This is a genomic window from Pseudoteredinibacter isoporae (assembly GCF_040372805.1).
Lineage (GTDB): Bacteria > Pseudomonadota > Gammaproteobacteria > Pseudomonadales > Cellvibrionaceae > Pseudoteredinibacter > Pseudoteredinibacter isoporae_A.
In genome coordinates, this window is the sequence record NZ_BAABWJ010000002.1 from 44,976 (window position 1) to 60,975 (window position 16,000).

The following is a 16,000-nucleotide window of genomic DNA, read 5'->3' on the forward strand; positions in this document are numbered from 1 at the left end:
GCACTGTGTCACATAGGAGGCAGCTTATCCTTTGGTGATAATAAGCGTCAGTGGGCCCTAACTTCGCGGTATTTGAGATTTTTGAAGACGTTCGAGCATCTAGTCGGGTTTGTCTGAACTCAGTTCCAGATTCAATCCCAATGCGGCCAGTTGCTCTTGTTCCTGCTTCAGGTTTTTACTCGTAAGGGGGTGCTCGTCCAGGTTTTCAACCCACAATGTAATGGTGTCACCGTTTCTTTTCAGATGAACGCCCAAAGACAGATCCTGACGTTTACGATGCAGCAGTATGGCCAGGCGCAGACACAGCAGGCAGGCGCTTAGATTATTCGGCAGATTGTCGGCCAAGGTCAGCGGGAGCTTTTTGCGTTGCAGGCGCAGCAGTTGGGCAATCCAGTGTTGCTCCAGGCGGCTGAAACCGGCCATATCGCTGTGGCGAATCAGATAGTGACCGTGCAGGTGGTAATCGTTATGAGCAATGGTTAAACCAATTTCGTGAACCATGGCTGCCCAGTGCAGCAGTTGTGCAGGGCGAATGAGTTTATGGTATTCCTCTTCGAGGGGCAGTTCTTTGAGGAGAGCTTGAGAAAAGGCACTGATGCGTTCAGCCTGGGCGAGATCGACTCGGTATTGTTTGGTCATTTTAGCGATTGTCTGATCGCGAATATCCCGCTCGCTCATCCGCCCGACAATATCGTAGATTAACCCTTCTTTCAGGGCGGCATCCGAGACGTGCATGCTGTCGATGTGCAACTGGTCGAAAATGGCTTTCAAAATTGCAACGCCAGCGGGCAACACCTCTCGGCGCAATTTGGCGAGTTCACCGCTGGCATTAATGCCGTTGACGCTCACATCCAAATACAAAGCGCTCAAGCGCTCCCGGTCTATGTAGGCATTGTTTCCGTCACTAATATAGTTGGCTACCGCTTTTACGGTACCAGAGGCACCGAAGCAAATATCCCAGCCGCATTGACGGTAGTTACGGCTGATTACTTCCAGTTCTGCACAGGCGGCCAGGTAGGCATTATTCATGGCCTTTGCCGAGCAACCGTCGGAAAAATAGCGTTGGCTGAAAGTGACGCAACCGAGGCTCAAGCTTTCGAGAAGTAACGGCGTTTGCAGGTGTCCGACAATAAACTCTGTACTGCCGCCACCGATGTCCACCACCAGAGTTTGGCCTTGTTGTTGGGGGATAGAGTGGCTGACTCCCTGATACACCAAGCGGGCTTCTTCATAACCAGAAATGGTTTCGATGGGGTGTCCGAGTGCATCCTGAGCGATTTTTAAGAACTCACTGTTGTCTGCACTGCGAAGAGCTTTGGTGCCCACAGCACGGACACTGGATGCGGGGAATTCGGCCAAACGTTCGCGAAAACAGGCCAGGCAATCCAAGGCCCGTGCTTTTGCATCTTCCGCAAGATCGCCATCGCTGCTGATACCTCGTGCGATTTGAACCATCTCTTTCACACGATCAATCACCGTCAAACTGCCATCCTGCTCTTGGGCGATGATCATATGAAAACTGTTGGAGCCCAGATCAATGGCGGCATAATAGCGAGGTGTGTCTGTCATACGGCGTTGTTTGTATCCCTGAGAAAGTGGTAAGGATACTTTGCCTCGTGGCATTTGGCTATGCTGAGGGCGGTAGGGAAAGCTGTGGGGGGAGTGGGTTCGTCGATTGAAATTTATGCGTCATGTCGGGGTGATGGGTTTACGTTGGAGATTTCAGTTGGAAAAAACGGAAATTTACCGGGAATTACTCGGAAAAATGTCCTAGTCAATACAACTAATTGTGGTACTCTACGGCTCGCTAGACGTAGAGTTAGCGTTGCACAAGGCGTGAATTGTGCAAAAAACAAAATAGTTAATAGCCCACCTGCAGCGATGAAAAAGCAGCCATTTTATAATGGTGGGATAGCAGTTTATTGGAGTTCTCTTGGCTGAGCTTTCGCAAAAGCGATCAACTGCAGTACTATCGCTTACCCTAGGCAGTGTTATTATTTGCCTGGCTCTTTTGTTGACCCTGCTCAGTCACAATGCCTTTAAAACACACAGTCAAGATCATCAGCAGGCTACGGTCGATGCTCTGCAACAGCAGGAGCGACAGTCTGCCATCAAGCAGGTTAAGCAGCTGGCGCAAATGGCCGCACTGTCACTGCAATCTTCACCTCGGCACCCTTTTTTATCGAATAAAACCTCTGCTCCCATCACGCTTCAATATCAGCGCGTGTTGTCCCAATTAAATCAACTTGACGTGGTGCGAGGGGTTTTTTTAATCGACCAGAAACAATCGATTTTGCTGCCGCAAACAGACGCCGGGAAGGAGCTCGATAATTTACTGCAAGGGCAATATTCCACCTTGCTGACTCTGGACAATGGCCAGCAGTTTGCGAAAGACGCCGAGCACCGTTTATTGTTGCAGAATGTCGATAAGCTGGGGCAGGGCTTGTTCAATCTGGCGATCGAATTGGATTTGAGTCATCTACCTGGGAATGGCGTGGATATTAAGAGTCCGCCGGAACTCAGTTTGACCTGGTGGGTGCTGCTGATTATGTTTGCCATGTGTCTGGCCGCGGTGGCTTATTTTTCCTGGGTATTATCCCGCGGTGAGCACGCCTCATTGAATACCTTGCGCCGCTACGCTCAAACCTTGGCCAAGGGGGACTATTTTTCAACTCTAAAACTCAACAATCGCGACCCGTTGAGTGATATGGCTTCGGCCCTGCAAAAAATCGGCGAGCACCTGCATGAGCAACAACGTCGATTAATTCGCTTGAGTTACCGCGACAGTTTGACGGGCTTGGCGAACCGGCATCAGTTTTTCAAATGGCTGGCGGAGCAGCTAAAACATAATCAGGTCAGCGGCCAGCCATTCGCTCTGTTGATTATCGATCTCGATCAATTCAAGCGCGTCAACGATTCCCTCGGACATGAAATTGGCGATGAAATTCTCTTGGAAATCGCTGGACGTTTGCGACAGGTAATTACCAGCTTTCATCGCGATTGTGCTGAAGATGAACTGGCCTATCTGGCGCGGTTCAGTGGCGATGAGTTCGGTATTCTATTGCCGAAAATTGATGGCGGGCACGATGCGATCCTGTTGGCCCAACGTATTCAAGCCGCGATGCTGGAGCCGTTGCACAATGGCGAACACGTCTTGCATCTGGGCGCGAGCATCGGTATTTGCCTCTGCCCGGAAGACGGTAAAACACCCGAACTGTTATTAAAAAATGCCGAAATGGCGATGTACCAGGCCAAGGCGGCAGGACCGAATAATTTCCAGTTCTTTGCAGAGTTTATGAGCCTGTCGGCTATCAAGCGATTGAATGTTGAGGTGGAATTGCAACACGCCTTCGACAATAAAGAGCTGCGCTTGTTTTATCAGCCCAAGTTCGATGTGCGTCGTCGCCAGATGGTTGGCAGTGAGGCGCTGTTACGTTGGCAGCATCCTCAGCGTGGTTTAATTGGACCGGACTATTTTCTGGACGTTGCCGAGCAAACAGCGTTGATTGCCCAGATTGGACGGTGGGTGACCCATGAAGTGTGTCGGCAACTCAGTGAGTGGCAAGGCAGTGATTTGGGCAATCTGTCCGTGGCATTAAATATTTCTGCGGCTGAATTCCAGTTGCGCGATGTGGTGGGGGATTTGCGGGACAGTTTGCATCGTTACCAGCTTGATCCGGCACTGCTGCAAATGGAGGTGACCGAGACCACCATTGCCAGCCAGGAAGATAAAATTGGCCGGGATCTTACGGCCATTCGCCGTCTGGGAGTGAAGGTGTGGATTGACGATTTCGGCACGGGTTATTCTTCCTTGGGTTATCTGAGACGCTTTTCGGTTGACGGTGTCAAAATTGATCGCAGCTTTGTTCATGAGGTGGCTCATAACCCCGCCGATGCAGCGCTTTGCAGTGCCATTGTCGCCATGGCCAGCCAGCTACAACTTGATGTGGTGGCCGAAGGTGTCGAGGAGCGCGAGCAATTTAATCTGTTGCTTGAATCCGGCTGCTCCCAGGCCCAGGGTTTTTTCTATGCCCGTCCTATGTCTCCGGATGTGTTACACAAACAAGCCGGGCAATTATTGCAGCTGAGTGCACACAGCAATATGCAGTCCGTTCTGGTGGATGATTCTCCCGATGGCGAAGAGGCCCCGTCTTCCGATTGCTTCGCCTAGGCCTGATCGCCAGGCATCACTTTAGGCTTTGCCAGCGCCCCGTTTTTTGGGACAATAGGCCTCAACTAGCCTGATATACCCTCACAATGACTGTACCTATTTCCAGCAATTCGCCAGGCCCTATTGCGGCTCCTGGACTTTTCTCTTATCCCAAATACTGGGCCGAGTGCTATGGCACCGCGCCTTATTTACCTATGTCTCGCGCCGAGATGGATGAATTGGGCTGGGACAGCTGCGACATCATCATTGTGACCGGCGACGCCTATGTCGATCACCCCAGTTTTGGTATGGCCGTTATTGGTCGTTTCCTGGAATCCCAGGGTTTTCGGGTTGGCATCATTTCCCAACCGGATTGGACTTCAGCGGAGCCTTTTAAGGCCCTCGGTAAACCGAATCTGTTTTTCGGCATTACCGGTGGGAATATGGATTCCATGATCAACCGTTATACGGCGGATCTGAAAGTTCGCAATGATGACGCCTATACACCTGATGCGGAGCCGGACAAGCGTCCGGATCGTGCGGTCATCGTCTACAGCCAACGATGCAAAGAAGCATACAGCGATGTGCCTTTGGTATTGGGTGGAATTGAAGCCAGTTTGCGCCGTATCGCCCAGTACGACTACTGGAGTGATGAAGTTCGCCGTTCTGTACTGTTCGACGCGGCTGGTGACATTTTGCTATACGGTAACGCTGAGCGTGCCCTTGCTGAGGTGGCTCATCGCTTGTCGGCCGGCGAACCGGTATCTCAGTTAGACGATGTCCGGGGTACGGCGGTCATACAAAAACAATTGCCTGAAGGGTGGTTGGAAATCGATTCAACGCGCATCGATTGGCCCAAAAATATTGAGAGTCTGGCAGAAGCTTACGGCAAGAGTCCGTACGACTATGAAGAGCCAGGCGAATGTGCGGTGAGAAAAAACGGCGAAGCTGCCTCAACGGCATCTGCTGATAAAGCTGAGCCGATTCGAATCATTCCGATGCCTTTGCAAGCCGAAGCACGTGAGAGCGATAAACCTTCTTACATCCGCCTGCCGTCATTTGAAAAAGTAAAATCCGATTCAGCGCTCTATGCCCACGCTTCACGCGTGTTACACCAGGAAGCCAATCCACATAATGCTCGGGTTTTGGTGCAGCGTCATGGCAAGCAGGAATTGTGGGTCAATCCTCCACCGATTCCGCTTAGCACTGAAGAAATGGATGCGGTTTTTGGGTTGTTTTTCCAGCGCCGCCCACACCCTGTGTATGGCGACGCCAATATTCCCGCGTACGAAATGATTAAAACCTCGGTGAACATCATGCGTGGCTGCTTTGGCGGTTGCAGCTTCTGTTCCATCACCGAGCACGAAGGCCGTGTTATTCAAAGTCGCTCCCAGGAATCGGTCATTCGTGAATTGGAAGATATTCGCGACAAGGTACCGGGCTTTACCGGACAGATTTCAGATCTCGGTGGCCCAACGGCCAATATGTACCATCTGAACTGCAAGAGTGACGAGATTCAGGCGAGCTGTCGTCGTTTGTCCTGTGTGTTTCCGGGCATCTGTAAAAACCTGAAAACCTCACACAAGCAAACCACCGAGTTGTATCGCAAAGCTCGCGCTATTCCGGGCATTAAGAAAGTGGCGATTGCCTCCGGTTTGCGTTATGACTTGGCCGTGGAAGATCCAGAGTATGTGAAAGAGTTGGTTACCCACCATGTGGGGGGCTACCTGAAAATTGCACCGGAACATACCGAAGACGGGCCGCTTAATCAGATGATGAAGCCGGGCATTGGAACCTATGATGCGTTCAAGAGAATGTTCGACAAGTTCTCGAAAGAAGCGGGGAAAAAGCAGTATTTGATTCCTTATTTCATTGCCGCTCACCCCGGTTGTGAAGATGAAGATATGTTGAATTTGTCTCTGTGGTTAAAACGCAATAAATTCCGTGTGGATCAGGTGCAGACCTTCTACCCATCGCCTATGGCATTGGCCACGGCGATGTATTACGCCGAACGTGATCCGCTGAAAAAACTCAGTTACAAAGGGCGCAAGCTCTACGTGCCAAAAGACTATAAGCAGCGTCGTTTGCAAAAAGCCCTGCTGCGTTACCATGATGCCAAGAACTGGGATCTGCTGCGTGAAGCGGCCAAAGAGATGGGACGTGAAGACGTCATTGGCAATGGCCCGGAACATCTCATTCCGACTCGGGATGGTGCCCGTTCCCAGCAACGTCGGGGGCAATACCAGAAGGCTCGTGGTGGACAGTGGGACAAGCGCCCCACAGGACAGCGCAAATCATCGGGGGCCGGTGGTTCGAAGCCCGCTTCTCGACACGCGTCGGGTACCCAGAATCGTCATAAGCCCGGGGCTAAACCAGGTTCCAAGCCAGGCTCCAGGCCGGCTAAGCCTCGCCCGGGCAAACGCTAGAACTTGCTGAAGGTGGAGGTTTCAGTCCCTGGGTATCTTAATTTGATACCATTGAGGCTGGAATTTGCCACTTTTATCTTTAAAGGTTGCACAACCTGCAACCTTTCTCCAATCTTAGCACCCAGTTGTTCATCACATTGAATGAATCGAGGTAGCTATGTCCCAGACTCAAGCCATTGTTGATAGCCTGAAGCGTGAATTAAAAGCCCAGGGGAAAACCTATGCCCATGTCGCAAAGACCCTGGATCTCAGCGAAGCCAGCGTGAAGCGCCTGTTCTCTTCAGCCAACCTTTCCTTGCATCGCCTGGACAGTTTGTGCGAACTGTTGGGAATGACCGTTGCTGAACTGGCCAATAAGGCTCAGGGGCAGCAGGCGATCAGCCAGCTTAGCCAAGAGCAGGAACAGCAGTTGGTGGATCAGCCCAAATTATTGCTCGTGGCCGTATGTGCATTGAATCGTTGGCAGTTCCACGAAATTGTTGGCACCTATCAGTTGAGCGGCGCCGAATGCGTTCAGCTGTTGGCTAAACTTGATCGTTTACGCTTGATTGAATTGTTGCCGAATAATCGTATTAAATTATTGGTGGATCGGGGATTTCGCTGGTTGCCAAATGGCCCGATTCAACAGTATTTTCGTCAACAGATTCAGTCCGATTATTTTGCAGCAGACTTTGATGGGGCAGGTGAGTTGATGTTGTTTCAAAATGCCATGTTGTCACCCAGCGCCAATGCGATTATGCAGCGTAAAATAGAAAGCCTGGCACGTGAGTTTAATCAGCTTGCTGAAGAAGATAAAAATTTGCCATTGGATGAACGCTTTGGCAGCAGTTTGATGTTGGCCATCAGACCCTGGGAAGTGCAGAGTTTTCAGCGTTTGCGCCGTCCGGGTACCGACAAACAATTTCCCACTGCCTGAGGCCACCTCAGCGAAACCATGAAACAAGGAGCTAGCATGTCGAGCCACAGCAGTCAGTTTCAACTTTTAGGGCAAAAACGGTTTTTGCCCCTATTTCTTACCCAGTTTTTTGGGGCCTTTAACGACAATGTGTTTAAGAATGCCCTGATTGTTCTTTTAGTGTTTAGCATTGGACAGAACAGCGAGCAAATGGCCGTACTCAGTAATTTAGCAGCCGGTTTATTCATTCTGCCTTTCTTCCTGTTTTCTTCATCGGCCGGTCAATTGGCGGATAAATTCAACAAGGCGACCTTAATTCGCTGGATCAAAGCATTCGAAGTGGTGATCATGGGCTTCGCCGCTTGGGCCATGTGGCAAAACAGTGTGCCGGCCATGATGAGCGTCTTGTTTATGTTAGGTTTTCAATCGGCCATGTTCGGCCCGGTGAAGTACGCCATTTTGCCCCAGGCGCTTCACGAAACCGAATTGGTGGGTGGCAATGCTCAAATTGAAATGGGCACCTTCAGTGCGATTTTATTGGGCACGGTGCTCGGGGGAATATTGGCAAACAGCGAGCAGGCGACCTTGTGGGTTTCCATGGCCGTTGTGGTTGTGGCGGGAATCGGTTTTTTAAGTAGCCTGTTTATTCCCAAGGTACCCGCATCAAACCCGGAGTTGCAGTTTAACTGGAACCCCCTGAGTCAAACTTTGCGTGTTATTAAAATGGCTCGTGGGAATCCGGTGGTGTTTCTGTCGATTCTGGGCATTTCCTGGTTTTGGTTTATCGGGGCGGCCTACCTGACTCAGCTACCGGTATTCACCAAAGATGTATTGGGGTGTGACCCTACTGTAGTGACGTTCCTGCTCTGTGTTTTCACTGTGGGGGTGGCCTTGGGTTCGCTGCTGTGTGAAAGAATGTCTGGCCACAAGGTTGAAATGGGTTTGGTGCCGTTCGGCGCAGGAGGCATCAGTTTATTTGGGATTCACAGCTATTTTGCTGCTATGGGGTTCACCCCCTTGGATAATGGTGATTTCCTGCAATTTCTGATGGCGCTGGGCAGCTTCCCAGTCATTCTGGACTTGATGATGATCGGTGTGTTTGGTGGTTTTTATATTGTACCACTGTATGCCGTGATTCAGATTCGCTCAGAAGAGAAAACCCGAGCTCAGATGATCTCCGTGAATAACATAATGAATGCTTTATTCATGGTGGGCTCGGCGTTGATGGGCGTTGTCTTTCTGGCGGTGCTGGATTTGAGCATTCCGTATTTCTTACTGACCATTGCTTTGATGAACATCGGTATCGCTCTGTTTATCTTCTATCAAGTACCTGAGTTTACGATGCGATTTCTGGTTTGGATTCTCAGCCACACTATGTATCGCGTTAAACATAAAGATCTGGACAATATTCCGGAGAAGGGCGCGGCCATAATCGTGTGTAACCATGTGAGCTATATGGATGCCTTGTTACTGGCTGGGGCGGTGCGTCGCCCGATTCGCTTTATCATGTTTAAACCGATTTACGATCTGCCTGTATTGAATTTTATCTTCCGCACCGGGCGCACGATTCCAATTATTTCCCAGCATGTCGATAAAGAAGCCTATGAGCGCGCCTTTGATGAAATTTCTGAAGGTCTGGAGGCTGGCGACTTATTGTGTATCTTCCCGGAAGGTAAGTTGACAGAAACCGGTGCCGTCAATGAATTCAAAACCGGCATAGAACGTATTTTGGAGCGTAACCCTGTGCCTGTTGCGCCGATGGCATTGAAAGGACTGTGGGGCAGTTTCTTCAGCCATAAAAATGGTCAAGCTATGTTGTCCTGGCCGCGCCGTTTCTGGTCGAGGGTTGAGGTGGTTGCTGGAGGCGCCGTTGCGGCTGAACAGGCGAGTGCGGAGCGACTGGAGGATACAGTGAAAGGTTTGCGAGGGAACGCGGCTTAGTACGCTTCGTCGAGTCTTGTCTTTTGGTGCATTGGCCCAACAACTCTGTCCTCTGCGGGGAGTTGGAGCCACATGAGGCCGGTTTAATTTCACACAGTAAATTAAGCTGGTCTCACGTATCCGGATTCGCGTCAAATTGATTCCCCAGTTTCATTTTCTACGTCTCGGATGTCGCCTTTAACCCTAGTTACCCAAAAGCAATAATGAGAGGCTAGGATGGTAAATACGGTCTCGAATTATTCAGCAGAGAGAGTTCACTATGCCATCCCATATCGTCTTTGCCGGCCAGGCATTGTCAGAAGGTGCCTTTCAAAGCAATGTCAAAAGAATTGCTTCAGTATTAGCAGCCAAGGGCGTTGAGCCTGATGATGCCATCGCTATATTGATGCGCAATGAACCCATGTATTTGCAAGTTATTGAAGCATGCCGATATGTAGGGGCTCGGTATGTCGCCTTGAACTGGCATGGCTCCGCGGCAGAAATCGCTCATATTTTGGAAGATTCCAAAGCAAAGGTGTTGTTGGGGCACGGGGATTTGTTGCAGGCATTAAGTGGCCATGCCGTGTTCCGACATCAAGCGGAAAGCGTTGCGGTGTTCTCATTAGCAACCCCGGAATCCATTGCTGACCAATACCCGCTGGAAGCCGTTGCTGTAAAGGAAGAATATCCCGATTTACGTGCGGCGATTGCTGATATCGACGAGATTGCTTCGGCGCCACTGAAGGTACGCGGCCTGTTCGCTTACACCTCAGGCAGCACCGGCCGCCCGAAAGGCATTGTGCGGCCCAGTAACCCTGACGCGCCAGATCGTTACATGATGTACCAAATGTTGGCTCAAGGGTTTATGTTCCTGCAGCCTGGAGACAAATTTTTCATGTCCGCGCCGATGTATCACAGCGCACCGAATACCCTGAGCTTATCGGCTTTGTCAGCGGAGGGTGTGGATATCTATATTGAGTCTCAGTTTGATCCGGAAGGTTTTCTAAAAGCCGTCGAACGAGAGGGAATCACTCACGCCTATATTGTGCCGACGATGATGATTCGAATGCTGAAACTGCCTCAGGAAGTGCGCGACCGATATGACGTCAGCAGTTTGCGTTATTCAGTGTCTACCGGCTCGCCATGTCCCGTGGAGGTTAAGCAAGCCATGATCGATTGGTTTGGACCCATTTTCTATGAAAGCTATGGCGCCAGTGAATTAGGGTTTATGACGCTGATCAGTGCGACTGAAGCTCAGGAAAAACCCGGTTCAGTGGGTCGTGCCCGAGAAGGAACGGCCATCAAAATCCTCAATGATGAGTTGCAGGAGCTTGGGCCTGGAGAAACCGGCACTATCTATATTCACTCCATGCTGGCCTCAGGCTTTGGCTATACCAATAGTGAAGGCGATTTAAGCGATCAGGAGCTGGGTGGCTTTGCAACGGTAGGGGATGTGGGTTACCTCGATGACGAAGGTTTTTTGTTTATCAGCGACCGAAAAAAGGAAATGATCATTTCCGGCGGCGCCAATATTTTTCCTTCCGAGATTGAGGCTGAAATATTGCGTTTACCCCAGGTTCTCGATTGTGCCGTATTCGGGGCACCTGACGAAGAGTTTGGGGAAAAAATCATTGCTGCTGTTCAGTTGCAAGTCGATCAGAGTCTGAACCTGCAGGAACTGCAAGATGCTCTGGAAGGTCATCTGGCGCGTTTTAAAATGCCTCGAAAGCTGGATATCCACGATGCCCTGCCGAGAGAGGATAGCGGTAAAATCTTTAAGAAGCGTCTAAAAGACCCTTATTGGGAAGGTGCAGGACGTCAGATTTAATGGCAACGAGAACTGCGTTTCTGCTTTGAGAGTTTCGTTGGCAGAACGCCGTGTGTGAAGTCGAGTAGGGTCGATGCTTTGCTGAAGTCAGTGTCAGGGGCGGTGCCAAATAGAGTGGTGCAGCTCCTTACCAGAAGGTAAGCAGCTGCAAATAAAGTTAGGCGGCTAAGGTAAAAGACAAAAAGAAGCCCGCAATACAGGCGCTCATCAAGTTCGCCATAAAGCCACCGATAACGGCTTTCAGGCCCAACTTGGCAACGTCCTGGCGACGTTCCGGGGCAATCGTACCGAAGCCACCCAACAAAATACCGATCGAAGAAAAGTTTGCAAAACCACAGAGTGCAAACGTGATCACGGCCTGACTGTATGGGCTCAACTGATCTTTAATCTCCGCGAAGTTCGCGTAGGCAATAAACTCGTTCAGTACCAGCTTTTGGCCAATCAAACTGCCTGCGGTAATGGATTCCTCCCAAGGCACACCCATTAGCACGGCAACAATTCGGAACACATGGCCGAGGATCCATTCCAGAGACAGCTGCTCCAAACCAATCCAGCCGCCGACGGCACCCAAAATACCATTAAGCATTGCAATCAAAGCGATGAAGGCGATCAGCATAGCACCGATATTCGCCGCCAGAATCAGGCCTTGCGAGGTTCCGCTCGCGGCGGCATCAATGACGTTGACGTAGCTTTCTTTATAGATTTCGCCTTCTTCGGACGCGGCATCCAGCTCTTCGGTTTCCGGCTCCAGCATCTTGGCCATTAACAGGGCACCCGGTGCGGCCATAAAACTGGCCGCCAGAAGATACTTCAGCTCGACGCCGAGGCCTACGTAACCGGCCAACACTGATCCGGCAACGGTGGCGGTGCCGCCCACCATGACCGCAAACAACTGAGAGCGACTCAAGGTTGGGATGTAGGGCTTGATCGTTAGTGGGGCTTCGGCCTGACCGATAAAGATATTCGCCGCGGCCACCATGGATTCTGTACGGCTGGTGCCCAGTAGCTTGCGCAGACCACCCCCGATAATGCGGATGACCCAAATCATCACCCCCCAGTGATACAGCACCGCAACCAGGGCAGAGAAGAAAATCACCACTGGCAAGACGTGGAAAGCAAAAATGAAGCCCATCTTCATGCGGCCAATATCGCCGAACAAAAACTTAATGCCATCCTGAGCGTAGTTCAACACACTGGAAACGGTTTCAGACAAGCTGGCCAACATGGTTTGACCAAAAGGGACGTAAAGCACCAACGCGCCTAAGGCGATCTGGGTGAGAAAGGCAGCGATTACCGTACGCCAGCTGATAGAGCGGCGGTTTTTCGAAAATGCAAAAGCAACGGCCAGCAGGCATAGCATGCCTACCAGAGGTATCAAAGAAGTCAAAGGACGCTCCTTGGCTGTTATTTGATCTTATGAGTGAGCCTTGTTAGCTCGATGCCTGTGTGCCAACCACGGTAGCGAGGTGGTCACGAAGTAATGCCAGGCTGCGTCCCGGCTTTGACGTGCCAGATAATACCACATCCGCGTGCTGGCGTGAGGGCAGAATAAAGGCTTCCGCCATGGGGCGGACTGTGGCTTGATATTGATTGAGAACCGAGGCCATATCGCGCCCACGTTGGTGGATATCCCGTTCCAAACGTCTAATTAAACAGATATCAATGGGCGCATCGACATAGATATTCAGGTCAGAAAAGTCTCGCAGCTTGGCCTGGGACAGCAACAAAATTCCCTCAACGATAATGATGGGGCTTGGTTGCAGGGTTTTTACCTGATCGCTGCGGGTATGCTGGCAAAAGTCGTACACTGGCATATCAACACTCTGACCGGCCTGAAGTTGCTGCAGTTGTGTCAGGAGCAACTCATGCTCAAAGGCGCTCGGGTGATCGTAATTCTGTTCACAGCGCTCCTCGAAGGGTTTATCGTTCTGATCCCGGTAGTAGTTATCTTCGTGGATGATATTTATACAATCGGACCCAAGTGAATCACTCAGGGTCGCCGCGAGAGCCTCGCTCAAGGTGGACTTGCCTGAGCCGGAGAGGCCGCTAATCAGAATAATGGTTGAACGCATTTGGCAATTTCTATCGTCTAAATGAAGAGGCCGCACTATAGCAATACAGACGCTGCAATTCACGCGTCATAGAACAATTAAGCTGCCAAACCTATTGGCCAAACACTGAAGGGGAATGAATAAGATGAAACGTAAATTACTGGCTTGCGCGATTGCGCTGGCGGTCACTGCCTGTAGCGGCCCACAAGTGGGAAGCGGTGAAAAAACAGCCAAGGCCGATGCCGAGGTACAGGCCCAGCAAGTGGCTGTGAAATCTGGCATTGATACCAGTGGCATGGATAAGAACGTCAAAGCGGCGGACGATATGTTCCGCTACACCAATGGCCATTGGGTGGATAGCCACCAGATTCCAGACGATAAGTCCCGTTGGGGCACCTTTAATGTCCTGGCCGAAAACAGCAAAAAGCAGATTCGTGCCATCATCGAAGAAGTATCGAAGAAGGCGGATTCCGCCTCAGGCCAGCAAATCGGCAATCTTTACAACAGTTACATGAATGAGGCTCTGGCGGATGAGCTGGGAATGAAGCCCCTGCATGCCGAATTTGCCGCGATCGACAAAATTCAGAACAAGAGCGATGTGGTGAAGTACTTCGCGCGTGCGGGCATCATGAGTGATACCTCACCCGCGGCTTTCTGGGTATACGCTGACAAGAAAGACCCAAATACCAATGTCGTTTATCTGGTGCAGGACGGTTTGGGCCTACCGGATCGCGACTATTACTTCGACGATACCGAAAAAGCCAAGAAGACCCAGGCGAAATATCAGGAATACCTGAAAACCCTGGCGGAACTGGGTGGCGTAAAAGGTGATACCGCAAAGGTTTACGCCCTCGAAAAAGCGATGGCTGAACATCACTGGACCAAGGTTGAGAACCGCGACAGTGAAAAGACTTACAACCGCCTGAGTAATGAAGAAATCAATGGCTGGATGGGCGACATTGGTGCGGATGCCTGGCAGGACTTCCTGGCATCCGCAGGTGTGGCCGGTCAGAAAGAATACATTGTTTATCAACCGAGCTATCTGCAAGCGTTACCTAAGATTGTTAAAGAGACGGATCTGGATACCTGGAAGCTGTATTTCAAATTGCATCTGATGGACAGCTATGCAGCCGAAATGCATAAGGCTCTGTTCGATGCTCGTTTTGCGTTCCGCAGCGCCCATTTGTATGGCGTTAAAGAGCCCAGTGCGCGTTGGAAGCGTGCAGTAAGTGCACTGAACAACAATCTGGGTGAGTTGTTAGGTCAGGAATACGTGGCACGTCACTTTCCGCCTGAAGCAAAAGCTCGCATGAAAACCCTAGTTCAAAACTTGATCAATGCCTACGGCGTTTCCATTGATAATCTGGAATGGATGGGTGATGAAACCAAGGTCGCCGCGAAAGACAAGCTGAGCAAATTCCGCACAAAAATTGGTTACCCAGACACATGGCGTGATTACAGTGCTCTGAGTTTGAAAGCGGACGATTTGGTTGGCAATCTGCAGCGTGCCCGACAGTTCGAACACGACTACATGATCGATCAGTTGGGCAAACCGGTGGATCGTGAGCGTTGGGGAATGAGCCCGCAAACCGTGAATGCCTATTTCAACCCAATTCTGAATGAGATCGTGTTCCCCGCGGCAATTTTGCAACCACCGTTCTTTAATTTAGAAGCCGATGACGCCGTAAACTATGGTGCAATCGGTGCGGTTATCGGTCATGAAATTGGCCACGGCTTCGACGATCAGGGTTCGCGTTACGACGGTGATGGTTACTTACGCAATTGGTGGACAGACGATGATCTGGCCAAGTTTAAAGAACGCACTAAAAAGCTCATCGACCAATACAATAAATTTGAACCGTTACCCGGCGAGCATGTGAACGGTGAGCTGACCATCGGTGAAAATATTGGTGATCTTGGTGGTTTGAGCATTGCCTACAAAGCCTATAAAGCGTCCTTAGATGGCAAGTCTTCTCCGCAGATTGATGGTTTTACAGGTGAGCAACGTGTGTTTCTTGGTTGGGCTCAAGCTTGGCGCAGTAAGGCGCGCGAAGAGTATCTCAGCAAGCAGCTGAAAACCGATCCGCACTCGCCTGCGCTGTACCGTGTGAACGGTGTCATGCCAAACATTGACGCATTCTATGAAGCCTTTGATGTGAAACCGGGTGACGGTATGTATCTGCCACCTGAAGAGCGTGTTTCTATCTGGTAAAACCGTTATTGTTTTATTTGTTTGTATTGATGCAGATCAAAAAAACCGCCGATTTATCGGCGGTTTTTTTATGTTTGTTCGCAGGGATTTTTGTCGTTTAAATCTCGAAAGTCTGAATACCCGAATGGTTCAATGGTGCATAAGCTGGGTGATGAGTCGCTTGCTTTGTTGAAGGTAAAAGTGACGGTTTTGGCAATTTTTCTGTGACGCTGTCAACGAAAGGGGTTAAATATTTTTGTAGGCTGGCTCGATAATATTTTATTTTCCACTAAGCTTAACGGGTAAGAGCATTTGGAAATTTTAAAAAGGAATCGTTTTTTAAATTGGTCAATTTAGATAAATTTAAAAAGGCTAACTAGTTCTAGTGATTTTGCTTTTTTGCTCTGTATATTTTTGTTGAGATATTTATACTGGGTTTACAACTTGAGAATTGAAATCAGTTAATGTTTTTGGTTTTTTAAGTTGACAAGTTTGTATGGAAACTGGCGGCGTTTGGGTCAAATCGTAAGCAAGGATGT

At 50.1% G+C, this 16,000-nt stretch carries 9 protein-coding genes; 6 read left to right on the forward strand and 3 right to left on the reverse strand.

The features are described from left to right. Positions 1-99: 99 nt before the first annotated feature. A complete protein-coding gene (locus tag ABWW03_RS06595; protein WP_353407195.1) occupies positions 100-1,569 on the reverse strand; it encodes a Ppx/GppA phosphatase family protein in 1,470 nt (489 codons plus the stop codon). Positions 1,570-1,933: 364 nt separating this feature from the next. Between ABWW03_RS06595 and ABWW03_RS06600 the strand changes: the two genes are divergently transcribed. The 5 genes from ABWW03_RS06600 to ABWW03_RS06620 all read left to right on the forward strand — a co-directional run bounded on the left by ABWW03_RS06600 (position 1,934) and on the right by ABWW03_RS06620 (position 11,219). Further along, positions 1,934-4,171: a putative bifunctional diguanylate cyclase/phosphodiesterase gene (locus tag ABWW03_RS06600; RefSeq protein ID WP_353407196.1), complete on the forward strand. Its 2,238-nt coding sequence runs from the start codon at positions 1,934-1,936 to the stop codon at positions 4,169-4,171. Positions 4,172-4,257: 86 nt separating this feature from the next. Then, positions 4,258-6,576, forward strand: a complete 2,319-nt coding sequence (locus tag ABWW03_RS06605; protein ID WP_353407197.1) for a YgiQ family radical SAM protein — start codon at positions 4,258-4,260, stop codon at positions 6,574-6,576. A 157-nt stretch (positions 6,577-6,733) separates the two neighbouring features. Beyond that, positions 6,734-7,492: a helix-turn-helix domain-containing protein gene (locus ABWW03_RS06610; RefSeq protein ID WP_353407199.1), complete on the forward strand. Its 759-nt coding sequence runs from the start codon at positions 6,734-6,736 to the stop codon at positions 7,490-7,492. A 36-nt stretch (positions 7,493-7,528) separates the two neighbouring features. Continuing rightward, positions 7,529-9,412 (forward strand): MFS transporter, encoded by a 1,884-nt coding sequence (locus ABWW03_RS06615; protein ID WP_353407200.1) that lies wholly within the window; start codon positions 7,529-7,531, stop codon positions 9,410-9,412. A 259-nt stretch (positions 9,413-9,671) separates the two neighbouring features. Then, on the forward strand, positions 9,672-11,219 hold the full coding sequence (locus ABWW03_RS06620) for an AMP-binding protein (RefSeq protein ID WP_353407201.1): 1,548 nt from the start codon (positions 9,672-9,674) through the stop codon (positions 11,217-11,219). A 157-nt stretch (positions 11,220-11,376) separates the two neighbouring features. On the opposite strand, the gene ABWW03_RS06625 is transcribed toward ABWW03_RS06620, so the two are convergent. Both ABWW03_RS06625 and udk read right to left on the reverse strand, forming a co-directional pair. Next, positions 11,377-12,606 (reverse strand): NupC/NupG family nucleoside CNT transporter, encoded by a 1,230-nt coding sequence (locus ABWW03_RS06625; RefSeq protein WP_353407202.1) that lies wholly within the window; start codon positions 12,604-12,606, stop codon positions 11,377-11,379. Positions 12,607-12,649: 43 nt separating this feature from the next. Further along, positions 12,650-13,291 (reverse strand): uridine kinase, encoded by a 642-nt coding sequence (gene udk, locus ABWW03_RS06630; protein ID WP_353407203.1) that lies wholly within the window; start codon positions 13,289-13,291, stop codon positions 12,650-12,652. A gap of 124 nt (positions 13,292-13,415) precedes the next feature. On the opposite strand from udk, the gene ABWW03_RS06635 reads away from it, so the two are divergent. Further along, on the forward strand, positions 13,416-15,482 hold the full coding sequence (locus ABWW03_RS06635) for a M13 family metallopeptidase (RefSeq protein WP_353407204.1): 2,067 nt from the start codon (positions 13,416-13,418) through the stop codon (positions 15,480-15,482). The last annotated feature ends 518 nt before the right edge of the window (positions 15,483-16,000 follow it).